The 22,298-nt window shown below is 71.0% G+C and carries 19 protein-coding genes, 1 pseudogene and 1 riboswitch; of the genes and pseudogenes, 16 read left to right on the top strand and 4 right to left on the bottom strand.

Translation table 11 applies throughout. From position 1 onward, the window contains the following. Positions 1 to 195: 195 nt before the first annotated feature. From AB0G59_RS11760 to AB0G59_RS11710, 11 genes and pseudogenes are all read left to right on the top strand, one after another. Complete coding sequence (locus AB0G59_RS11760; protein ID WP_360910475.1) at positions 196 to 786, top strand: CDP-alcohol phosphatidyltransferase family protein; 591 nt, start codon at positions 196 to 198, stop codon at positions 784 to 786. A 74-nt stretch (positions 787 to 860) separates the two neighbouring features. Beyond that, complete coding sequence (locus AB0G59_RS11755) at positions 861 to 3,356, top strand: mannose-1-phosphate guanyltransferase (protein WP_360910473.1); 2,496 nt, start codon at positions 861 to 863, stop codon at positions 3,354 to 3,356. Positions 3,357 to 3,493: 137 nt separating this feature from the next. Continuing rightward, entirely contained in the window at positions 3,494 to 4,375 is an 882-nt protein-coding gene (locus AB0G59_RS11750; protein WP_071964750.1) for a DUF881 domain-containing protein, read from the top strand. After that, the gene (locus AB0G59_RS11745) at positions 4,372 to 4,704 is read left to right on the top strand and encodes a small basic family protein (RefSeq protein ID WP_071964751.1); all 333 of its coding nucleotides are present in this window, start codon (positions 4,372 to 4,374) and stop codon (positions 4,702 to 4,704) included. The genes AB0G59_RS11750 and AB0G59_RS11745 overlap by 4 nt, the downstream gene beginning before the upstream one ends. Before the next feature lie 5 nt (positions 4,705 to 4,709). Further along, positions 4,710 to 5,639, top strand: a complete 930-nt coding sequence (locus AB0G59_RS11740; protein ID WP_360910470.1) for a DUF881 domain-containing protein — start codon at positions 4,710 to 4,712, stop codon at positions 5,637 to 5,639. 316 nt (positions 5,640 to 5,955) lie between these two features. Next, positions 5,956 to 6,153: pseudogene (locus AB0G59_RS11735) on the top strand (zinc-ribbon domain-containing protein); the annotation flags it as partial. A gap of 18 nt (positions 6,154 to 6,171) precedes the next feature. Beyond that, positions 6,172 to 6,615: an FHA domain-containing protein gene (locus AB0G59_RS11730; protein ID WP_360910502.1), complete on the top strand. Its 444-nt coding sequence runs from the start codon at positions 6,172 to 6,174 to the stop codon at positions 6,613 to 6,615. Between the two features lie 17 nt (positions 6,616 to 6,632). Then, the gene (locus tag AB0G59_RS11725) at positions 6,633 to 7,412 is read left to right on the top strand and encodes a MerR family transcriptional regulator (protein WP_360910468.1); all 780 of its coding nucleotides are present in this window, start codon (positions 6,633 to 6,635) and stop codon (positions 7,410 to 7,412) included. Between the two features lie 51 nt (positions 7,413 to 7,463). Then, positions 7,464 to 7,937, top strand: coding sequence for a bifunctional nuclease family protein (locus AB0G59_RS11720; protein ID WP_004947186.1), 474 nt, complete (start codon positions 7,464 to 7,466; stop codon positions 7,935 to 7,937). A 215-nt stretch (positions 7,938 to 8,152) separates the two neighbouring features. After that, a complete protein-coding gene (locus tag AB0G59_RS11715; RefSeq protein ID WP_360910466.1) occupies positions 8,153 to 8,794 on the top strand; it encodes a MerR family transcriptional regulator in 642 nt (213 codons plus the stop codon). A gap of 114 nt (positions 8,795 to 8,908) precedes the next feature. Then, a complete protein-coding gene (locus AB0G59_RS11710) occupies positions 8,909 to 10,318 on the top strand; it encodes a DNA polymerase IV (RefSeq protein WP_360910464.1) in 1,410 nt (469 codons plus the stop codon). Here the strand turns inward: AB0G59_RS11710 and AB0G59_RS11705 are convergent. Next, a complete protein-coding gene (locus AB0G59_RS11705) occupies positions 10,255 to 10,611 on the bottom strand; it encodes a PRC-barrel domain-containing protein (protein WP_071964757.1) in 357 nt (118 codons plus the stop codon). The two genes, AB0G59_RS11710 and AB0G59_RS11705, sit on opposite strands and share 64 nt — an antisense overlap. A 181-nt stretch (positions 10,612 to 10,792) precedes the next feature. Further along, positions 10,793 to 10,911, top strand: a riboswitch (glycine riboswitch). 187 nt (positions 10,912 to 11,098) lie between these two features. On the opposite strand from AB0G59_RS11705, the gene gcvP reads away from it, so the two are divergent. Further along, positions 11,099 to 13,984, top strand: coding sequence for an aminomethyl-transferring glycine dehydrogenase (gene gcvP / locus AB0G59_RS11700; RefSeq protein ID WP_360910461.1), 2,886 nt, complete (start codon positions 11,099 to 11,101; stop codon positions 13,982 to 13,984). Positions 13,985 to 14,090: 106 nt separating this feature from the next. Here gcvP and AB0G59_RS11695 read toward each other — a convergent pair whose 3' ends face one another. Together AB0G59_RS11695 and AB0G59_RS11690 are read right to left on the bottom strand one after the other, a co-directional pair. Further along, positions 14,091 to 14,297, bottom strand: a complete 207-nt coding sequence (locus tag AB0G59_RS11695) for a DUF5999 family protein (protein WP_071964758.1) — start codon at positions 14,295 to 14,297, stop codon at positions 14,091 to 14,093. Positions 14,298 to 14,610: 313 nt separating this feature from the next. Further along, positions 14,611 to 15,198: a hypothetical protein gene (locus AB0G59_RS11690; RefSeq protein ID WP_360910459.1), complete on the bottom strand. Its 588-nt coding sequence runs from the start codon at positions 15,196 to 15,198 to the stop codon at positions 14,611 to 14,613. A 483-nt stretch (positions 15,199 to 15,681) separates the two neighbouring features. Between AB0G59_RS11690 and AB0G59_RS11685 the strand changes: the two genes are divergently transcribed. Both AB0G59_RS11685 and AB0G59_RS11680 read left to right on the top strand, forming a co-directional pair. After that, on the top strand, positions 15,682 to 17,184 hold the full coding sequence (locus AB0G59_RS11685) for a glutamate--cysteine ligase (protein ID WP_360910457.1): 1,503 nt from the start codon (positions 15,682 to 15,684) through the stop codon (positions 17,182 to 17,184). A 155-nt stretch (positions 17,185 to 17,339) separates the two neighbouring features. Beyond that, positions 17,340 to 18,113, top strand: a complete 774-nt coding sequence (locus AB0G59_RS11680) for a CPBP family intramembrane glutamic endopeptidase (RefSeq protein ID WP_360910500.1) — start codon at positions 17,340 to 17,342, stop codon at positions 18,111 to 18,113. Positions 18,114 to 18,132: 19 nt separating this feature from the next. Here AB0G59_RS11680 and AB0G59_RS11675 read toward each other — a convergent pair whose 3' ends face one another. Further along, the gene (locus tag AB0G59_RS11675) at positions 18,133 to 18,948 is read right to left on the bottom strand and encodes a PhzF family phenazine biosynthesis isomerase (RefSeq protein ID WP_360910455.1); all 816 of its coding nucleotides are present in this window, start codon (positions 18,946 to 18,948) and stop codon (positions 18,133 to 18,135) included. Positions 18,949 to 19,141: 193 nt separating this feature from the next. Between AB0G59_RS11675 and AB0G59_RS11670 the strand changes: the two genes are divergently transcribed. Both AB0G59_RS11670 and AB0G59_RS11665 read left to right on the top strand, forming a co-directional pair. Beyond that, on the top strand, positions 19,142 to 19,732 hold the full coding sequence (locus tag AB0G59_RS11670) for a PadR family transcriptional regulator (RefSeq protein ID WP_360910453.1): 591 nt from the start codon (positions 19,142 to 19,144) through the stop codon (positions 19,730 to 19,732). Positions 19,733 to 19,864: 132 nt separating this feature from the next. Next, complete coding sequence (locus AB0G59_RS11665; protein WP_360910451.1) at positions 19,865 to 22,189, top strand: glycoside hydrolase family 3 N-terminal domain-containing protein; 2,325 nt, start codon at positions 19,865 to 19,867, stop codon at positions 22,187 to 22,189. Positions 22,190 to 22,298 lie beyond the last annotated feature (109 nt).

The following is a 22,298-nucleotide window of genomic DNA, read 5'->3' as shown; positions in this document are numbered from 1 at the left end:
GACCCTGTGGGAGAGTAGGACGCCGCCGAACAATTATTCAGAAAGCCCTGGTGGGGACCGAAAGGTCCCTGCCAGGGCTTTCTTGCATTTCCGGCCGGTTCCTTGCCCCTCACTTGCCCCTCCGCACGGTCCCAAGTCCCCGGAGGGTAAGGTCATGGGACATCGTTGGTACATATCCCCACAGGAGGCCCCCGGGTGGAGGTCCAGGAGACGCGCGTTCAGACCGACCGCGTCCTCACCATCCCGAACATCCTCAGCATGGCGCGCCTGGTCGGCGTACCCCTCTTCCTGTGGCTGATTCTCCAGAAGCACGACGGCTGGGCGCTCGTCGTGCTGGCGCTCAGCGGCGTCAGCGACTACCTCGACGGAATGCTCGCCCGGCGCTGGAATCAGATCAGCAGCCTCGGCCGGCTGCTCGACCCGGCCGCCGACCGGCTCTACATCCTCTCCACGCTCTTCGGCCTGACCTGGCGTGAGATCCTGCCGCTGTGGCTGACCCTGGCCCTCCTCGCCCGAGAGGCGATGCTGCTGGTCATGGTGTGGATTCTGAGGCGCCACGGATATCCGCCGCCTCAGGTGAACTTCCTCGGCAAGGCAGCGACCTTCAACCTGATGTACGCGTTCCCGTTGCTGCTTCTCAGTGACGGCGAGGGCTGGTTGTCCTCGCTCGCCGCGATTTTCGGATGGGCGTTCGCCGGATGGGGTACAACCCTCTATTGGTGGGCAGGGATCCTCTACGTGGTCCAGGTCCGCCGACTGGTCAGGGCGGACGCCACGGCCGACTGATCTCGCCGTTGTCCCGAGCCTTACCGGGCGTGAAGTCGGCATGACCGTCGTCTCTCAAGGAGGACGCTTCCGACATGAAGGCCGTCGTGATGGCCGGCGGCGAAGGCACTCGCCTTCGCCCCATGACCTCGAGCATGCCCAAGCCGCTTCTGCCGGTGGCCAACCGGCCGATCATGGAGCATGTGCTGCGCCTGCTCAAACGGCACGGGCTCACCGAGACCGTGGTGACCGTGCAGTTCCTCGCCTCCCTCGTGAAGAACTACTTCGGTGACGGCGAGGAACTGGGCATGGAGCTCACCTATGCCAACGAGGAAAAGCCACTCGGTACGGCGGGCAGCGTCAAGAACGCGGAAGAGGCGCTCAAGGACGATGCCTTCCTGGTCATCTCCGGCGATGCCCTCACCGATTTCGACCTGACCGACCTGATCCGTTTCCACAAGGAGAAGGGCGCCCTCGTCACCGTCTGCCTGACCCGGGTCCCCAATCCGTTGGAATTCGGCATCACCATCGTCGACGAGCAGGGCAGGGTCGAGCGCTTCCTCGAGAAGCCCACCTGGGGCCAGGTTTTCTCCGACACCGTCAATACGGGCATCTACGTCATGGAGCCCGAGGTCTTCGACTACGTCAAGGCCGACGAGCCGGTCGACTGGTCGGGCGATGTCTTCCCGCAGCTGATGAAGGAGGGCAAGCCCGTCTTCGGGTATATCGCCGAAGGCTACTGGGAGGACGTCGGCACCCATGAGAGCTACGTCAAGGCCCAGGCCGACGTGCTCGAGGGCAAGGTCGACGTCGATCTCGACGGCTTCGAGATCTCGCCGGGCGTCTGGGTGGCCGAGGGCGCCGAGGTGCACTCCGACGCGGTCCTGCGCGGCCCGCTCTACATCGGCGACTACGCGAAGGTCGAAGCCGGCGCCGAGATCCGCGAGCACACGGTCGTCGGCTCGAACGTCGTCGTCAAGAGCGGTGCCTTCCTGCACAGGGCCGTCGTCCACGACAACGTCTACGTGGGCCAGCAGAGCAATCTGCGCGGCTGTGTCATCGGCAAGAACACCGACATCATGCGCGCCGCCCGCATCGAGGACGGTGCCGTCATCGGCGATGAGTGCCTCGTCGGTGAGGAATCGATTATTCAGGGCAACGTCCGGGTCTACCCCTTCAAGACCATCGAGGCGGGCGCGTTCGTCAACACCTCGGTCATCTGGGAGTCCCGGGGTCAGGCCCATCTCTTCGGCGCCCGGGGCGTCTCCGGCATCCTGAACGTGGAGATCACCCCCGAGCTCGCGGTGCGGCTCGCCGGCGCGTACGCCACCACGCTCAAGAAGGGCGCGACCGTCACCACGGCCCGTGACCACTCCCGGGGCGCGCGTGCGCTCAAGCGCGCGGTGATCTCCGCGCTGCAGGCCAGTGCCATCGACGTGCGGGACCTGGAGAACGTGCCGCTGCCCGTGGCGCGTCAGCAGACCGCGCGGGGCAGCGCCGGCGGCATCATGATCCGTACGTCGCCGGGCGTGCCGGACTCGGTGGACATCATGTTCCTCGACGAGCGCGGGGCCGACCTCTCCCAGGCCGGGCAGCGCAAGCTCGACCGGGTCTACGCCCGCCAGGAGTACCGGCGGGCCTTCCCCGGGGAGATCGGCGATCTGTCCTTCCCCTCCAGCGTCTACGACTCCTACACCGGCTCGCTGCTGAGGTCCGTGGACACCACCGGCGTGGCGGAGGCCGGCCTCAAGGTGGTCGTCGACGCCTCCAACGGCAGCGCGGGGCTCGTTCTGCCCAGCCTCCTCGGCCGGCTCGGCGTGGACGCGCTCACCATCAACCCCGGCCTCGACGAGGCGCGCCCGACCGAGACCCCCGACACCCGGCGCTCCGGACTGGTGCGGCTGGGCGAGATCGTCGCCTCGGCGCGGGCGGCCTTCGGCGTGCGGTTCGACCCGGTGGGCGAGCGGATCTCCCTCGTGGACGAGCGCGGGCGGATCGTGGAGGACGACCGTGCGCTGCTGGTACTGCTCGACCTGGTCGCCGCCGAGCGGCGCAGCGGTCGGGTGGCGCTGCCGGTGACGACGACCCGTATCGCCGAGCAGGTGGCCGCGTACCACGGCACGCAGGTGGAGTGGACGACGACGTCGCCCGACGACCTCACGAGGGTCGGGCGGGCCGAGTCGACCATCTTCGGCGGGGACGGGCGCGGCGGCTTCATCGTTCCGGAGTCCAGCAGCGTCTTCGACGGGACGGCGGCGTTCGTGCGCCTCATCGGGCTGGTGGCGCGTACGCAGCTCACACTGAGCCAGATAGACGCACGCATCCCCCGGGCGCACGTCCTGCGCCGCGACCTGGCGACGCCGTGGGCCGTCAAGGGCCTGGTCATGCGGCACGTCGTGGAGGCGGCGGGGGACCGGTCGGTCGACACGACCGACGGTGTGCGGGTGGTCGAGGCCGACGGGCGCTGGGTGATGGTGCTGCCCGACCCCGCCGAAGCGGTGACGCACCTGTGGGCGGAGGGCCCTGACGACGCCTCCGCGCAGGCGCTGCTGGACGAGTGGTCCTCGGTCGTGGACGGCGCCGGACGCTGACTTCCGCGGGGCCGGACGCGACCGGCGCGTGAGGGGCGTCGTCTCCCTGCTCCCGGAATGTTCCGGATCTGTCCCGGATCCGGCGCGCCGGTGGGGCCATTGGGAGACGGCGCCCCCGACGTGCGACGATGTGCGGCATGTCGCAGCAGCCCCCCGTTCGGAGCACCTCATCGCCGCCGCCGCGCCCCGATGCCTCGATGTCGCTGCTGACCAATGTGATGGATCACAGCCTCGACGACGGCTACGCGGAGGCGGCGGCCCGTCGCGGTGAGGGCGGCAAGGGCCTCCCGAGCACAGTGCGCGCCAAGTTGGGGCTCGCCGCCGCGCTCATGCTGTCGGCCGTGGTGGTGACCCTGGGAGCGGCGCAGGCGCGCATATCGGCACCGACGCTGGCCAAGGAGCGCGAGCAGCTCATCCAGCGGATCGGTGCGGAGACCGAGGCTGCCGACACGTTGCAGAAGAACGTCGACACCCTGCGGGCCGCGGTCGGTACGAAGCAGCGTGACGTGCTGCAGAAACACGGTGGGGACAAGGCCGAGTTGGTGTCCCTGCTCGCGGGTGCGACACCGGTGCAGGGGCCCGGGGTCAAAGTGGTCGTCGACGATGCCAAACAGGCCAAATCGGGTGGCGGTGGGCCCCGGGAGAGCAGTGGTTTCTCCGATACGGGGCGTGTGCGCGACCGTGACATGCAGCGCATCGTCAACGGCCTGTGGCAGTCCGGTGCCGAGGCGATCTCGGTCAACGGACAGCGGCTGACCGCACTGTCGGCGATCAGGGCCGCGGGTGACGCCATACTGGTCGACAACAAGCCGCTGGTGCCGCCGTACACGGTGCTGGCGATCGGGAACGGTCAGCGGTTGAGCACCGCTTTCCAGGACAGTGCCGACGGCCAGTATCTGCATGTGCTGCAGCAGAACTACGGGGTCCGCGCCAGCATTTCCGCCCAGGACGAGGTCCGGCTGCCGGCCGCCCCGAGTCTGATCGTACGTACCGCAAAGCCAGGAAAGGGCAGATCGTGATCGCCGTATTGGGCCTCATCGTGGGAGTCGTGGTCGGACTGGTCGTCCGCCCCGTGGTGCCGACGGCGGTCGAGCCCTACCTCCCCATCGCCGTCGTGGCGGCGCTGGACGCGGTGTTCGGCGGCCTGCGCGCCATGCTGGACGGCATCTTCGACGACAAGGTCTTCGTCGTGTCGTTCCTGTCCAACGTGGTCGTCGCCGCGCTGATCGTCTTCCTGGGCGACAAGCTGGGTGTCGGGGCGCAGTTGTCCACGGGCGTGGTGGTCGTCCTGGGTATCCGTATCTTCTCCAATGCGGCCGCCATCCGGCGGCACATCTTCCGGGCGTGAGACCGATGAGCACAGACGACACCCCGGAGAAGTCCGGAGAGCCGCACGGCCCGGAGGGGCCGAAGGAGCCGAAGCCCTCGGAGGGCGCGCAGGAGCCGAAACCGAAGCCGTCGGGGGAGGAGCCGGAGCCGGGGCCGCAGGTCGAGGAGGGTGCCGGGCCGGGCCCGGAGGCCGGTTCCGTGCCCCGATCGGAAGACGCTCCCGCGGCCGTCCCGTTGACGGGACGTCAACGGCTGGCGAACGGACTGTGGCCCCCCAGGCTGACGCGGGCGCAGCTCACCGTGGCGGTGCTGCTGTGCGTGCTCGGTCTCGGGCTGGCCATCCAGGTGCGCTCGACGAGCGACAACAGCGCACTGCGCGGAGCCCGGCAGGAGGACCTCGTACGGATCCTGGACGAGCTGGACAACCGGACCAAGCGGCTCGAGGACGAGAAGCGGCGGCTGGACAACCAGCGCTCGGAGCTGGAGAGCAGCTCCAACCAGGCCGCGGAGGCCCGTAAGCAGACGGAGCAGAAGGAAGAGCAGCTCGGGGTGCTCGCGGGCACGGTGGCGGCACAGGGGCCGGGCATCGAGCTCACGGTGAGCGACACCAAGGGTGCGGTCGAGGCGGACAAGCTGCTCGACACCATCCAGGAGCTGCGGGCGGCGGGTGCGGAGGCGATCCAGATCAACGATGTGCGGGTCGTTGCCGACACTTATTTTTCCGGCTCTGCCGGAAAGGTGGAGATCGATGGCAAAAAGGTCTCCCAGCCCTATAAGTTCAAGGTCATCGGCAAGCCCCAGGACCTGGAGCCGGCACTGAACATCCCCGGTGGCGTGGTGCAGACTCTGGAGAAGGAGCAGGCCGCCGTCTCCGTCTCCCGGTCTGAGAAGATCATCGTGGATGCCTTGCGCCCGGCGAAGCGGCCTGACTACGCTCGGTCGTCATCGCAGTGAGACCGGCGCTCGGTCGGTGCCCGTGGGGAGGGCGGGAGGTTGCGGGGGGTCGCCGCACCAAGTTGGTGGTGCGTGATGGAAACTGTCTGTTGACTGCGGACGTTGTAAGGATGTCCAGGTCGGACGGTGTGTGCAGCAAGGGTTTGTCCTGCCCCACGGGCGGGTCTGTTTCGGTCAAGGGGAATCGCCCGTGAAGTTGTTTGCGAAGTTGTTCGGCAAGAGCGCACGCCAGGAGGGCGGCACCGCCCGGCACCGGGCGTCCCGTCCGGTGGACGGCGGCGAGGGCCAGGAGGGCCGTCCGCTGTTCCGCGACCAGATGGACGTCGCGGGGACGCCGGGAGGCGACATTCCGGGCAGTCAGGGCGCGTCCTCTGTTGACCCTGCCCAGGCGGGGCGCATAGGTTTCGGGGCACCAGCAACCTCAAGTGCGGGTGGAGGGTTTGCCTTGCCGGTCTGTACGAGGTGTGGCCACCGGAACGCAGAGGCCAGTCGGTTCTGTTCCAACTGCGGTGCGCCGCTGCGGCCGGGAGCCGTGGCCGAGCGCGCGTCCGAGACGACCTCGACCATCTCCATCTCCGGTCTCGAGGCGTACGACTCGGAGACGACCGGCCAGACGCAGATCCCCGCCCTGTCGCCCGAGGCGCAGGCGGCGGTCGACGCCCTGCCGCTGGGCTCGGCCCTGCTGGTGGTCCGCCGCGGTCCCAACTCCGGCAGCCGCTTCCTGCTGGACGCCGACGTCACCACCGCGGGCCGGCACCCGCAGAGCGACATCTTCCTCGACGACGTCACGGTCTCGCGCCGTCACGTGGAGTTCCGCAGGGAGCGCGACGGCGGCTTCACCGTCACCGACGTCGGCAGCCTCAACGGCACGTACGTCAACCGGGAGCCCATCGACTCGGTCGCCCTGTCCAACGGCGACGAGGTGCAGATCGGCAAGTACCGTCTGGTCTTCTTCGGCAGCCAGCGGGGCATCTGACCCGCGAGGGAAGGGCCATGCTTCGAACACCGTCGGGCGGTACCGGACCCTCCGGTGCCGCCGGTGCGGAAGGCCGGCTGGTGAGCATCGGAACGGTGCTCAACCTGCTGCGCGAGGAGTTCCCCGAGGTCACCATCTCCAAGATCCGTTTCCTGGAGGCGGAGGGCCTGGTCGAGCCGAAGCGCACACCGTCCGGCTACCGCAAGTTCAGCACGGACGACGTGGAGCGGCTCGGCCATGTGCTGCGGATGCAGCGCGACCACTACCTCCCGCTCAAGGTCATCCGGGAGCAGCTGGACGCCCTGGCCCGGGGCGAGCGGGTCCAGCTGCCCGCTCCGGCGCAGCCACGTGACGCGCTGGACCTCCTGGACGCCCCCGAGGGCCCGGAGGGCGCCGCCGGCGGCGCGGGGGCCCCGGAGGGCCGCACAGCCGCCCGTATCGGCAGAGCGGAGCTGCTGGCCACCGCGGGCGTGACCGAGGACGAGCTGGCGGAGTGGGAGTCCTACGGGCTGCTCTGTGCCCACCCGGACGGCGGATTCGATGTCGATTCCGTGACGATCGCGAGGCTCGTCGCGGACCTGGGCGGTTTCGGCCTGGAGCCGCGTCATCTGCGGGCCGTGAAGGCCGCCGCCGACCGCGAGGCCGGACTTATCGAACAGGTGATCGCACCTCTTCGCAGGCACCGCAACCCCCAGACCAGGGCACACGCCGAGGCCACCGCCAAGGAGCTGGCCGCCCTGTCCGTACGGCTGCACGCCGCCCTGGTGCGGACAGCACTGCACCCGCGCGGACAGTGACCGTCAGTGCCCGACTACCCAAACCTGCCGGGCACGTCCTAGGGTTGCTGTGTGAACGAGCTCGATGTCGTGGGTGTCCGGGTGGAAATGCCCTCCAACCAGCCGATCGTGCTCCTGCGTGAAGTGGGAGGCGACCGTTACCTCCCGATCTGGATCGGACCCGGGGAGGCGACGGCCATCGCCTTCGCCCAGCAGGGGATGGCACCGGCCCGCCCGCTGACCCATGACCTTTTCAAGGACGTGCTGGAGGCGGTGGGACAGCAGCTCGCGGAGGTCCGCATCACGGACCTGCGCGAGGGTGTGTTCTACGCGGAGCTCGTCTTCGCCAGCGGGGTGGAGGTCAGTGCGAGGCCGTCCGACGCCATAGCGCTCGCGCTGCGCACCGGCACGCCGATCTACGGCAGTGACGGGGTGCTGGACGACGCGGGCATCGCCATCCCGGACGAGCAGGAGGACGAGGTCGAGAAGTTCCGCGAGTTCCTCGACCAGATCTCGCCGGAGGACTTCGGCACCAACAGCCAGTGAGGCGTGCCGCGGCGGGCGTGTCGCGGCGGCCGGGGCGGTGTGCGACGGCCGCGTCGGGGCTGCCGCGCGGCGCATTCGAGTAGCCTTTCCCGCTACCTGGACACGTAAAACCACTCTCAGGGTGATTATCACTCGGCGTGCCGAGTGTGGCGATCGTTGACGCACCCCGAGCGACTGCCTACCGTCGAGAAGGCAGGTCAAGGACGGAGGTCGGCGTGAGAAGCACGGGCGACGGTACGGCGGTTGGCGGTCCGTATCCGCTGCATGGGGGAACGGTCGAACCAGTGCCCCGCTATTCCGCTACGGCGGCGGTCACCACTCCGCGGGGGAGCGATTCCGAGGACTCCGACAGCTCCCGGAGCTCGGACGACATCGGATACCGGGGGCCGACGGCATGCGCGGCGGCGGGGATCACCTACCGGCAGTTGGACTACTGGGCGCGCACGGGGCTCGTGGAGCCCAGCGTGCGGCCCGCATACGGCTCGGGCAGCCAGCGGCTCTACAGCTTCCGGGACGTCGTCGTCCTGAAGATCGTGAAGCGGCTGCTGGACACCGGGGTCTCCCTGCAGAACATCCGCACCGCGGTGCAGCACCTGCGCACGCGCGGCATGGCGGATCTGGCGCAGATGACATTGATGAGCGACGGGGCGACGGTGTACGAGTGCACCTCGCCCGACGAGGTCGTCGATCTGCTCCAGGGCGGTCAGGGGGTCTTCGGGATCGCCGTGGGCGTCGTCTGGCGTGACGTGGAGAGCGCGCTGGCGCAGCTGCACGGCGAGCGGGTGGACACCGGGGAGACGCTGGTGGGCCACAATCCGGCCGACGAGCTGGCGCGGCGCCGCAACCGCGCCGGCTGAGCCGGCCGGACAGCAGGCACCGGGCGCCCCTCGCGCCGCCGCGACGCGGCGCCGCGAGGGGCGCTCCGTCGCAGGTGGGCGCCATTGTCAGTGGCATGCGGCAGCATCTGACCCGTGAGGGGTGCGCCGACGATTCTCCATCTGGACATGGACGCTTTCTACGCTTCGGTGGAGCAGGCGGCCAAGCCCAGCCTGCGCGGAAAGCCCGTGGTGGTCGGCGGGATCGGGCCGCGCGGCGTGGTGGCCACCGCGTCGTACGAGGCGCGGGTCTTCGGCGTCCACTCCGCCATGGCCACGGCCCAGGCCCGCCGGCTCTGCCCGAACGCCGCCTACCTCACCCCGCGCTTCCGGCTGTACCAGCAGGTCAGCCAGGTGGTCATGCGGCTGCTCGGTGAGCTGTCACCGCTGGTGGAACCGCTGAGCCTCGACGAGGCGTTCGTCGACCTCGAGGCGGGCGGCGTGGAGCCCACCTCGGCGGCGGTCCGGGCCGTGGGGGAGCGGCTGCGGCAGGACATCGCGGCGGCCACCGGGCTCACCGGCTCGGTCGGGCTCGCCGGCTCCAAGATGCTCGCCAAGATCGCCTCCGAGGAGGCCAAGCCCGACGGCCTGGTCGTCATCGAGCCCGGCACGGAGCTGGAGATACTCGGGCCCATGTCGGTCCGCGCCATTCCCGGGGTGGGTCCCGCCACTGCCGAAACGTTGCGCCGGGCCGGGATCACCACCGTGGCCGAGACTGCCGAGGCGGGCGAGGCCGAGCTGGTGCGGCTGCTCGGCAAGTCCCACGGCGCCGGCCTCCACGCGCTGGCCACAGGCCACGACGACCGGCCCGTCGTCGCCGAGCGGGACGCCAAGTCCGTCTCGGCGGAGGACACCTTCGCCGAGGACCTCACCGACCGCACCCGGGTCCAGCTGGAGCTCGCCCGCCTCGCCGACCGGTGCGTGCGGCGGCTGCGGGAGGCGGGCCGCTCCGGGCGCACGGTGGTCATCAAGGTCCGTAGCTACGACTTCTCGACGCTGACCCGCTCGGAGACGCTGCGCGGCCCCACCGACGACCCCGCGGTGGTGCGGGAGGCGGCGGCCCGGCTCCTCGACGGCGTGGACACCACCGCGGGCGTGCGGCTGCTGGGCGTCGGGGTCTCCGGGCTGGCCGACTACACCCAGGAGGACCTCTTCGCGCAGGCCGCGAGCCGGGCGGAGGAGGCCGCCGGGGCCACCCCGCAGGACGGCCCCGAGCCCCAGCAGGCCCCGGAGGCCCCGGAGAGGCCCCACCAGTGGCTCCCGGGGCTGGACGTGCGGCACGCGCAGTACGGGAACGGCTGGGTGCAGGGCAGCGGCGTGGGGCGGGTCACCGTCCGCTTCGAGGAGCCCTGGTCCGGGCCCGGGCGGGTACGCACCTTCCGCGTCGACGACCCCGCGCTCGAACCGTCCGAGCCGCTGCCGCTCGTCCGCGCCCCGGAGGATCAGGTGCCGGAGGTCTCGGAGGTGCCCGGGGTGCCGGAGGTGCCGGGCAGTTCGAGCCCGTAGTGGTGGTACAGCTGCAGCTCCTGCTCGGGCGAGAGGTGCCGGCCCACCCCGAAGCCCGGTGCCTCCCTGATCAGGGCCCGGTCGTAGGGGATGCGCAGGACGTCGCCCTCGACACGGCTCGGCTCCAGCGGTACGAACGCGTCCCGGCCGAACAGTCCGGTGCGCACCGCCGCCCACTCCGGTTGCCCGGTCGCGTCGTCGAGGTAGACCTCGTCCACCGTGCCGATCTTCACGCCGTCGCGGTCGAAGGCCTTCCGGCCGATCAGACTGCGGGGGTCGATGTCGGTCTGCACGGTTCCTCCCTTGATCGCGCCTGCCTGCGCCGGGCCCCCGGACAACCCGCCCGCGAGCCCCCCGGGACGCCCCGCAGAGCACTTCGGAGCCCTTCGGTAACCACGAAAAGCCACAAAGCGGGAACCGGCCACTCGGGAGATCCGCCCGGAAAGCCGCGCTGGTAGGCTGGCGATTGGCCGCAGAACCCGTGCGGGAGAGTCCTCCGTCGAAACCCAGCCGATGCGCTGGGGGACGAGAGGGGGCGCCGAAGGAGCAAATCCTCCCCGGAATCTCTCAGGCACACGTACCGCACAGGCGAGGTCACTCTGGAAAGCAGGGCGGGCCCCGGTCAGGCACGACGCCGAGCCCTTCCTCACCGACGGTGAAAGCCGGGCCGCAGCATGGCCCGGTGAAGCTCTCAGGTTGACATGACAGAGGGGGAGGCCGTCCGGGTACCCGCGCCGTGGTACCCCTCGCAGGTCGTGTATGACCAGGAGGCCTCCGCAGATGACAGCCCACCGCAGCTCCCTTTCCGACCTGGAACGCGGCACTCCCTTCGAGGCCCGCCACATCGGCCCCGACGCGGGCGCCCAGGCCAAGATGCTCGCCCAGGTCGGCTTCGGCTCGCTCGACGAACTCACCGCGGCCGCCGTGCCCGAGGTGATCAAGAGCACCGAGGCGCTCCGGCTGCCCGACGCCCGCACCGAGGCCGAGGTCCTCGCCGAACTGCGCACCCTCGCGGACCGCAACCAGGTGCTCGCCCCCATGATCGGCCTCGGCTACCACGGCACGTTCACGCCGCCGGTGATCCTGCGCAACGTCATGGAGAACCCCGCCTGGTACACGGCGTACACGCCCTACCAGCCCGAGATCTCCCAGGGCCGCCTCGAGGCGCTCCTGAACTTCCAGACCGTCGTCGCCGACCTGACCGGCCTGCCCACCTCCGGCGCCTCCCTCCTCGACGAGGGCACCGCCGCCGCCGAGGCGATGTCGCTGGCCCGCCGCGTCGGCAAGGTCAAGAACGGCGTCTTCCTGGTCGACGCCGACACCCTGCCGCAGACCATCGCCGTCATACAGACGCGCGCCGAGCCCACCGGCGTCGAGGTCGTCGTCGCCGACCTCGCGGCCGGCATCCCCGACGAGATCGCCGAGCGCGGCGTCTTCGGCGTCCTGCTGCAGTACCCCGGTGCCTCCGGTGCCGTACGCGACCTGCGCCCCGTCATCGAGCAGGCCCACGGCCTCGGCGCGATCGTCACCGTCGCCGCCGACCTGCTGGCCCTGACGCTGCTCACCCCGCCCGGCGAGCTCGGCGCCGACATCGCGATCGGCACCAGCCAGCGCTTCGGCGTCCCCATGGGCTTCGGCGGTCCGCACGCCGGCTACATGGCCGTGCGCGAGCAGTTCGCCCGCAGCCTCCCCGGCCGCCTCGTCGGCGTCTCCGTCGACGCCGACGGCAACAAGGCCTACCGCCTGGCCCTGCAGACCCGCGAGCAGCACATCCGCCGCGAGAAGGCCACGAGCAACATCTGCACCGCCCAGGTGCTGCTCGCCGTCATGGCCGGCATGTACGCGGTCTACCACGGCCCCGAGGGCCTCGCCGCCATCGCCCGCCGCACCCACCGCTACGCCACCGTCCTCGCCGAGGGCCTGCGCGCCGGCGGGGTCGAGGTCGTGCACGGCTCCTACTTCGACACCCTCACCGCACGCGTCCCCGGCCGGGCCGCCGAGGTCGTCGCCGCGGCCCGCGAGCTCGGCGTCAACCTGCGGCTGACCGACGCCGACCACGTCGGCATCGCCTGCGACGAGACCACCACCCGCGCCCAGCTGGCGTCCGTGTGGGCCGCCTTCGGCGTGGAGGGCGATGTCGAGGCGATCGACGCCGCGGTGGCGGACACGCTCCCCGAGGGCCTGCTGCGCACCGACGAGTACCTCGCGCACCCGGTCTTCCACCAGCACCGCTCCGAGACCGCGATGCTGCGCTACCTGCGTCGCCTCGCCGACCGGGACTACGCCCTGGACCGCGGCATGATCCCGCTCGGCTCCTGCACCATGAAGCTCAACGCGACCACCGAGATGGAGCCGGTGACCTGGCCCGAGTTCGGTGCGCTGCACCCCTTCGCGCCGGTCGAGCAGGCCGGGGGCTACCTCACGCTCATCACCGAGCTGGAGGAGAGGCTCGCCGAGGTCACCGGTTACGACAAGGTCTCCATCCAGCCCAACGCCGGCTCGCAGGGCGAGCTCGCGGGCCTGCTGGCCGTCCGCGCCTACCACCGCGCCAACGGTGACGAGCAGCGCACCGTCTGCCTCATCCCGTCCTCCGCCCACGGCACCAACGCCGCGAGCGCCGTGATGGCCGGCATGAAGGTCGTCGTCGTCAAGACCGCCGACGACGGCGAGGTCGACGCCGAGGACCTGCGCGCCAAGATCGAGAAGCACCGCGACGAGCTCTCCGTGCTGATGATCACCTACCCGTCCACGCACGGCGTCTTCGAGGAGCACGTCGCCGACATCTGCGCGGCCGTGCACGAGGCCGGCGGTCAGGTCTACGTCGACGGCGCCAACCTCAACGCCCTGGTGGGCGTGGCCAAGCCGGGCGAGTTCGGCGGCGACGTCTCGCACCTGAACCTGCACAAGACCTTCTGCATCCCGCACGGCGGCGGCGGCCCCGGCGTCGGCCCGGTGGCCGTCCGCGCCCACCTCGCCCCGTACCTGCCCAACCACCCGCTGCAGCCCACCGCGGGCCCGGAGACGGGCGTGGGTCCGATCTCGGCCGCCCCCTGGGGCTCCGCCGGCATCCTGCCGATCTCCTGGGCGTACGTCCGGCTCATGGGCGGCGAGGGCCTCAAGCGCGCCACCCAGGTCGCCGTCCTCGGCGCCAACTACATCGCCAAGCGCCTCGAGCCGCACTACCCCGTGCTCTACACCGGCCCCAACGGGCTGGTCGCGCACGAGTGCATCGTGGACATCCGGCCGCTGACCAAGGCGACCGGGGTGAGCGTCGACGACGTCGCCAAGCGGCTCATCGACTACGGCTTCCACGCGCCGACCATGTCCTTCCCGGTGGCCGGAACGCTGATGATCGAGCCGACGGAGAGCGAGGACCTCGCCGAGCTGGATCGTTTCTGTGAGGCGATGATCGCCATCCGCGCCGAGATCGAGAAGGTCGGCTCGGGGGAGTGGGACAAGGACGACAACCCGCTGCGGAACGCCCCGCACACCGCCGCCTCGGTGGCCGGGGCCTGGGAGCACCCGTACAGCCGCGAGGACGCCGTCTTCCCGGCCGGGGTGACGCCCGCCGACAAGTACTGGCCGCCGGTGCGCCGCGTCGACGGCGCCTACGGCGACCGCAACCTCGTCTGCTCCTGCCCGCCGCTGGAGGAGTACGACGGCTGACGCAGGAGGCCCGTACACGGGTCGGGGCCGGTTCGGCGTTCTCGCCGGGCCGGCCCCTTCATCTTTTTCTGTGTGTCATATGAAGTGGTGCAGGGTAGATGCCGCGCTAGGCGGCCGTCACCACATGATCGGTGCCGAGCGACCGGTGCGGCGCGATGATCTGGCCGTCCGGCAGCAGCTCACCGGTGTCCTCGAAGCAGAGGACGCCATTGCACAACAGGCTCCATCCCTGCTCCGGGTAGGCGGCCACGAGATGGGCGGCCTCCCGGTCGGCGGAGTCGGCTGACGGGCACGTGGGCTGGTGCTGGCACATGGAAGGGATCTTTCGCTCTGATGTGGTGGCTGTCCTGCGGCTCGATGCGGTGGTCATGCCGCCCCCCGTAATCAATCGTCGGTCGGTCCCAGTGTTGCCCTACGGGCCTGATTCCGCAGGGATTTCACAGTGACGCTCCTCACAGGGTGATGACGCGTCACCCATGCGGGCGGTTGCCTCCAACTCGGCAGTCCCTTTGGGTGGTTAGGGCTGACCCCGGTGGGCTAGCCCGTGAGGGTGAGGGTGGGGACAGCGGTGCGCCCCGCGGCTCCCCGGTCTGAGGAGGTGCGGGGCGCGTGATCGTACGGCCCGCTCAGGCGGTCGCCTTGAGCGCGGGTCCGGGGGTCAGCCGGAGGGTGAGCATGGGCAGCAGATCGGAGACCCGGTGCGGGCGGTGCGCGGCGATGCCGGGCGGCGCGGGGGCGAGCGGCACCAGAAGGTCGCCCGGGGCGAAGAGCTCTGACGAGGCGTCGGCCGCGATGTCGGCATGCAGCCAGAGCGTGAGCATGTACAGCTCCGGCACCGACAGCAGCCGCGGCTGGTACGGCGTCGGCAGCGCCTCCGCCTGGCGCAGCGCACGCTCGGTGGACGCGAGGTAGGGGCCCTCGAAGAAGTGCGAGAAGGCCCAGCCGTCGGGGGTGAGCATCGCCTCGCCCGCGGCCACCGCGCGGTCGCCCCCCTTGATGAGGAAGCGCCAGCCGGTGAGCCGGGTGCGGGGTGCCGTGCCGCGCGGGGTGACCCGCTCCAGGACGTGGACGGGCAGCGGGAGTTCGGGGCTGAGCGGCGTCCGGGCGGACGTCAGCGACGGAGTGCGCGCCTCGCGGACCGCGGTGGGGGAACCGAGGGCCGTGCGGACGCTGCGGAGGGCAGGCGCGGGGGCAGGGGGGACATGCAGCGGCATGGTGTGGGTCGCCTCTCGCTTCGGAGACACGGTGGAGCTGGGCAGGTGCGGACGACGCTGTCGGCGTGCGGGGCCAGAGGGGGGCCGGGACCGACTCCAGGGCGCCTACTCTCTGCCTCATTCCGGAGTTTATACGACACATGTTCACATGATGTTTCGCCTAGCGGTCGCCAGTATTTCCGGCAAGGGCAAATCGGGACCCGTTCGAGGGGGGATTTCGGTGTTTTTGTGACGGGCCCGCGCCGATGACCTCGGCCTTTTCTCCGTATACGGTAGGCCGGATCCGATCGGTGTTTATCACCAGCGCATTACGTCGCGCCCCGGTGGCCACTTTATGCCGACGGAATGTGCCGGAGTGCGCTCGGCGAGAGCCTACCGGGTATGCGGCCGCCGTGAGGCGTTATCGATCGCGTCGCCTGGGCATCATCGACCGTGACACGGAGGTCGGCGCCGGGGGCGACCCGCTTGAGAAGGGACGCTTGAATGGGTGAGAAGGTCGTGGCCATGGGGTTCGACCTCGCCGACCGACAGCACCACCGGGACAAGCTCCGGCAGTGTCTGGAAGGGCTGGCGAGGCTGCTGGCGGAGAAGCGGTTCGACCGCCCCCGGAATCTTATGGGGCTGGAGATCGAGCTGAATCTCGCGGGCCCCGACGGCATGCCGAGCATGGTGAATGCCGAGGTGCTGGAACGCATCGCGAGCCATGATTTCCAGACCGAGCTGGGACAGTTCAACCTGGAAGTGAACATCGTCCCTCACCGGCTCTCGGGAAGGGTTCTGGACCAGCTTGCCGAGGAGTTGCGCACGGGTCTGTCGTACGCCGACCGCAAGGCCATGGAAGTCGATTCCGGAATCGTCATGATCGGAATTCTTCCGACCCTCACCAGCGGCGATCTCGTGCCCACGAGCCTGTCCGTCGCGGACCGGTACTACCTGCTCAACGACCAGGTGGTGGCCGCCCGGGGCGAGGAGTTCACCATCGACATCTCCGGCGTCGAGCACCTCACCTGCACCGCCAGGTCCATCGCCCCCGAGGCCGCCTGTACGTCCGTGCAGCTGCACCTGCAGGTGACCCCCGGACGGTTCGCCGCGGTGTGGAACGCCGCGCAGGCCGTCGCGGCTGCCCAGATAGCCGTCGGCGCCAACTCGCCCTTTCTCTTCGGCCGGGAGCTGTGGCGAGAGTCCCGACCGCCGCTGTTCGTCCAGTCCACCGACACCCGTCCGCCCGAGCTGCAGGTCCAGGGTGTGCGGCCGCGCACCTGGTTCGGGGAGCGCTGGATCACCTCCGCGTACGAGCTGTTCGAGGAGAACCTGCGCTTCTTCCCGCCCCTGCTGCCCATCTCGAGCGACGAGGACCCCCTGAGCGTCCTGGACGCGGGCGGGGTGCCGATGCTGCATGAACTCACCCTGCACAACGGCACCGTCTACCGCTGGAACCGCCCCGTCTACGGCATCGCCGACGGCGTCCCCCACCTGCGCGTGGAGAACCGGGTGCTGCCCGCAGGCCCCACCGTCACCGACGTCATCGCCAACACCGCCTTCTACTACGGGCTGATCAGGGCGCTGGCCGAGGAGCCCCGCCCGGTGTGGACCCGGATGCCGTTCGCCGTCGCCGCCGACAACTTCGACGTCGCCTGCCGCCACGGCATCGAGGCCTTCCTGCGCTGGCCACGGGCGGGCCGGGGCGGCGCCCCCGCGCGGGTGCCCGCCGTGCGGCTGGTCCTGGAGGAGCTGCTGCCGCTGGCCGCCGCCGGCCTCGACGCCTGGGGCGTCGAACCCGCCGACCGCGACCACTACCTCGGCGTCATCGAAGGACGCTGCCGCCGCCGGGTGAACGGCGCCTCCTGGCAGGCCGCCACCTACCACCGGGCGCTGGAGAAGGGCCTGGACCGCGAGCAGGCGCTCGCCGCCACCACGCGGCGCTACTGCGAGCTGATGCGCACCGGCGAACCCGTGCACACCTGGCCCGCCGGCCTCGCCGGCTGACACGGGGCGCACCCCTGTCGGTACCGGCGCGCGGCCGTCGGGCAAGCTGTGACGACCGTCGTACGACGGTGGTGACGGCGGCCAGACGGGAGACGACAGTGCGGCGGAACGCTCCAGACGGTGGCGCGGGCACCCGGCCGGAGGCCCCGGCCGGGCTGCCGGGCGGCGACGGCACACTGCCGCGGCGGACGCTGCGCGCGGAGCTGCTGATCGTCCTGGCGCTCTCGCTCGGGGCCAGCGGCGTGTCGTCGCTGATCAGCTTTGTCGGGGCGGCCACCAGGCCGGGCGGGCTCAAGGACCAGGCCGCCACCCTCAACGCCTCGCACGCGCCCGGCAGGCCCTGGCTCGACCTCGCCTGGCAGCTCTTCGGCATCGCCACCGCGCTCGTGCCCGTCTTCCTGGTGGCGTACCTGCTGATGCGCGAGGGCCGGACGCTGCGCGTCATCGGCTTCGACCGGGAGCGGCCCGCCTTCGACCTCAGCCGGGGAGCGGGCCTGGCCGCGGCCATCGGCGGCACGGGGCTGGCGTTCTACCTCGCCGCGCGGGCGGCCGGATTCAACCTGACCGTGGTGCCGGAGAACCTGCCCGACGTGTGGTGGAAGATTCCCGTGCTCATCGCCTCGGCCCTGCAGAACGCGGTGCTGGAGGAGGTCGTGGTCGTCGGCTATCTGCTGCGCCGGCTGGGACAGCTGGGCTGGACGCCGGCGGCGGCGCTGGCGGCGAGCGCGGTGCTGCGCGGCTCGTACCACCTCTACCAGGGGATCGGCGGCTTCGTCGGCAACATGGCGATGGGCGTGCTCTTCGTCCTGCTCTACCGGCGCTGGGGGCGGGTCGGGCCGCTGGTCGCCGCGCACGCGCTGATCGACATCGTGGCCTTCGTCGGTTACGCGCTGCTCGCCGGCAAGGTGGGCTGGCTGCCCACGGCCTGACCCGTCCCCCGGTGGCTCTTTACGCCAGCAGCTCGCCGTCGATGACGGTGACGGCGGAGCCGGTCAGCAGCGTCCGGTCGCCGCGCAGCGTGGTGCGGACGAGGCCGCTGCGGGCGGACGCCTGAAGACCCGTGAGCTCCTCGCGGCCCAGGCGGGCGGACCAGAAGGGCGCCAGCGCCGTGTGCGCGCTGCCGGTGACGGGGTCCTCGTCGATCCCGACGTTCGGGAAGAAGCAGCGCGAGATGTAGTCGTAGCCGCGGCCGGGGTCCTCGGCCGGGGCGGTGGCGATGATGCCCCGGCGGGAGTGCCGGGCGAGCGCGGGGATGTCGGGGGACAGGGCCCGTACGGTCTTCTCGTCGGCGAGCTCGATGACGAGGTCGCCGATGTGCGAGCCGGTGTCGTGCGTGCTCAGCGGCGTGGCGCCGAGGGCCTCGGCCACCCCGTCGGGCGCGGCCACCGCGGTGAGCGGCGCGGTCGGGAAGTCCAGGGTGATCGTGCCGTCCTCGTGCGCCGTCGCGGTGAGGATGCCGCAGCGTGCGGCGAAGCGCACGGTTCCGGTGGCGGCCCCCGTGGTGCGCAGGACATGGGCCGTGGCGAGCGTGGCGTGGCCGCACATGTCGACCTCGGTGGCGGGCGTGAACCAGCGCAGCGCCCAGTCGGCGTCGGAGCCGGGCGGCAGCCGGTGGGCGAAGGCCGTCTCGGCGTGGTTGACCTCCCTGGCGACGTGCTGCAGCCAGACGTCGTCGGGGAAGGCGTCGGCTTCCAGGAGCAGGACTCCCGCGGGGTTGCCGGCGAAGGGACGGTCGGTGAAGGCGTCGACGATTCGAATCCGCATGGCGGTGACCGTAGGCGCCCGTAAAAGCCGCAGGCCAGAGCCAATTGGCGAGAGGTGGCCCGGGTGCGGGCCCGGGACGGCCCCTGCCGCGGTGCCTGCGTGATCTTGCTGACCCGGTCGACTTCTCTTGTCATCCGATCGGTTCCGATATATCGTTGAGGTATCGCGACCGATCAATGATTGGAGGGACGCAATGCGTTTCCATGGACACGGTCATGAACACCGCGGACCCCGCTCCGGCGCCGGCCCGCAGGGCTTCGGAGGCCGGCGCGCCTTCGGCCCCTTCGGCCCGCCGTTCGGCGGCCCGCCCATGGGCGGCCGCGGGCGCGGCGGAAGGGGCGGCAGGGCGCGGCGCGGCGACGTACGGGCCTCGATCCTGGCGCTGCTCAAGGACCGCCCGATGCACGGCTACGAAATGATCCAGGAGATCGCCGAACGCAGCGGCGGCAGCTGGAAGCCGAGCCCCGGCTCCGTCTATCCGACGCTGCAGATGCTGGAGGACGAAGGCCTGATCGTCAGCGAGAGCGAGGGCGGCAAGAAGCTGTTCACGCTCACCGCCGACGGCCGCGCCGAGGCCGACGCGGGCCCGCAGACCCCCTGGGAGGACGTCGGGCGCGGCGCCGACTGGGAGGGCGCGATGGAGATCCGGCAGGCCGGTTCCGGCCTCATGGAGGCCCTGGTCCAGGTCTGGCGGACCGGCAGCCCCGAGCAGCGGGAGAAGGCCCTCGCCGTCGTCAACGACGCGCGGAAGAAGATGTACCTGATCCTCGCCGACGAGGACTGAGGCGACGAGGACCGACGCACCACAATGGCGGGGCCCACGGAATCGGTATTCCGTGGGCCCCGCCGCGTTCCTTGACCGGGTCGCGGGGCGTGAGCAGACTCCGGTTCCGGATCTGATCGGAACGGAGCCCCCATGGCCCTGCGTACGCACCGGCGGCATGCCGCGGTCGCGGTCACCGCCTTCGCCGTCTGCGCGGCCGCTCCCCTCGGCGTCCCCGCCGGCGCCGGCGACGCACAGCCGCTCTACCGCGACGCCCGCGCCGATCCGGACGAGCGGACGCGTGACCTGCTGCGCCGCATGACGCTCGACGAGAAGATCGGGCAGATGGCCCAGATCGCCGTGGTCCGGCTGCAGGGCGACTGCCACGAGAGCGGCGGCGAGCTGAGCCGGGCATGCCTGAAGAGCGTGCTCGACGACCACGCCGTCGGCTCCGTGCTCTCCGGCGGAGGCATGGGACCGCCGCGCAACACACCGGGCGACTGGGCCCGCATGGTCAACGGGGTGCAGAAGTACGCCCTGGACCACAGCCGGCTGCGCGTTCCCGTGCTCTACGGCGTCGACGCCGTCCACGGCCACAACAACGTCCTCGGCGCCACCGTCTTCCCCCACCAGATCGGCCTCGCCGCCGCCTGGGACCCCGCGCTCGTGCGCGCCGTCGCCGACACCACCGCCCGCGCGGTCGCCGCCACCGGCATGGACTGGAACTTCACCCCCGTCGCAGACCTCGCCCGCGACCGGCGCTGGGGGCGCTACTACGAGACCTTCGGCGAGGACCCCCTGCTCGCGGGCGCGCTGGCCGCCGCCGCGGTGCGGGGCACCGAGAGTGCCGCCGGCGCCAAAAAGGTCGCCTCCACGGTCAAGCACCTCGGCGGCTACTCCGAACCCGCCAACGGCCACGACCGGGTACCCGCCGACGTCTCCCCGCGCTACCTCCAGGACACCCTCCTCGTGCCCTACCGCACCGCGATCCACGCCGGCGCGAAGACCGTGATGGTCAACTCCGGAGCCCTCAACGGCGTACCGGCGACCGCCTCCCGCCATCTGCTGACGACGGTGCTGCGCCGGCAGTGGGGCTTCACCGGCGTCACGGTCTCCGACTGGCAGGACGTCCGCGCCCTGTGGACGAAGTACAAGGTGGCGGCGGACTATCCGCACGCGATCGCCCTCGCGGTCAACGCGGGCGTCGACATGGCGATGGAACCCTATGAGGCGCGCGAGTTCACCGAGGGCCTGCGCGGCGCGGTACGGGCCGGCCTGGTGCCGCGGGAGCGGATCGACGAGGCCGCCGGGCGCGTGCTGCGGCTGAAGTTCGACCTCGGGCTCTTCGAACGACCATTTGTCGACGCCGAGCGCGCAAACACCGAAATCGTGGGGACGGGACGTGAACTGGCCCGGCATGCCGCCGCCGCGTCGCAGGTCCTGCTGCGCAATGAGAAGCGCCATGGCAAGAACGTCCTGCCGATCGGGCCGTCCGCACGGAAGATCGTGGTCGCCGGCGCCCTCGCGGACGACATCGCGGACCAGGCGGGCGGCTGGACCGTCGGCTGGCACCGGGTGCCCGCAGGGGTGAAGCTCGAGGGCGCCACCGTGCTCGAGGGCATCAAGGCGGCCGCACCCGACGGCACTCGCGTCGTCCACGCCGAGAACGCCGCACAGGCGGCGCGGGAGGCCCGTACCGCCGATGTGACGGTCGTCGTGGTCGGGGAGAAGGCCGCGGCCGAGGGCGAGGCCGACACTCCTCGGCCCGAACTTCCCGCGGACCAGCAGGCGCTGGTGTCGGCACTGAAGGCGAGCGGACGTCCGGTCGTGGTCGCCGTGATCGCCGGCCGACCACTGGCCCTGGGAGAGGCGGCCGGCACGGACGGGCTGCTGATGTCCTGGCTGCCGGGCACCGAGGGCGGCCACGCGATCGCCGATGTGCTCTTCGGCAAGGTGAACCCCGGCGGACGGCTTCCCGTGTCCTGGCCCCGGCGGACGGGCAACGAACCGCTGTACTACCAGCAGTTGCCCGGAACCAACGCGGGCGCGGAATCCGCGCACGACGTGGCGTACGACTTCGGCGACGGGCTCTCCTATACGACCTACCGCTTCGACTCGATCGCCCTCGCGGCGTCCTCCGTACCCGCGGGCCGCGAGGTAGGGGTGACGGTGAAGGTGAGCAACACCGGTGCGCGCGACGGCGACCTCGTCGTACCGGTCTACGTCTCCCGGCCCGTCAGCGACGTCCTCGCCCCGCCACGGAAGCTGGTGGCGTTCGCCAGGATCCATCTGAAGGCCGGGCAGTCGGACACGGTACGGCTCACCGTCCCGCCGAGCGCGCTCGCGGTGACCCCGGGCGACCTCGACGGCGCGGGGACGCCGCGCGTCGAACAGGGGGCGTACGTCTTCACGGCCGGGGAGCGCACGGCCCCACTGGACGTCACCCCGGGCGAACCGGCGGGAAACGCGCGCCCCTGAGACGAAATGCGTCACTCGTCCTTCTTGAGGATGAGGAACCCGCGTCGCATACCCGACCGGCGTCGGATGTGTGAATGCAACTCTCCGGGGATGCTCTCATCACATGGGA

Source organism: Streptomyces sp. NPDC021096 (assembly GCF_040641275.1).
GTDB lineage: Bacteria > Actinomycetota > Actinomycetes > Streptomycetales > Streptomycetaceae > Streptomyces.
Note: the sequence above shows the minus strand (reverse complement) of the source record. Positions and strands in the feature narration are given on the sequence as shown.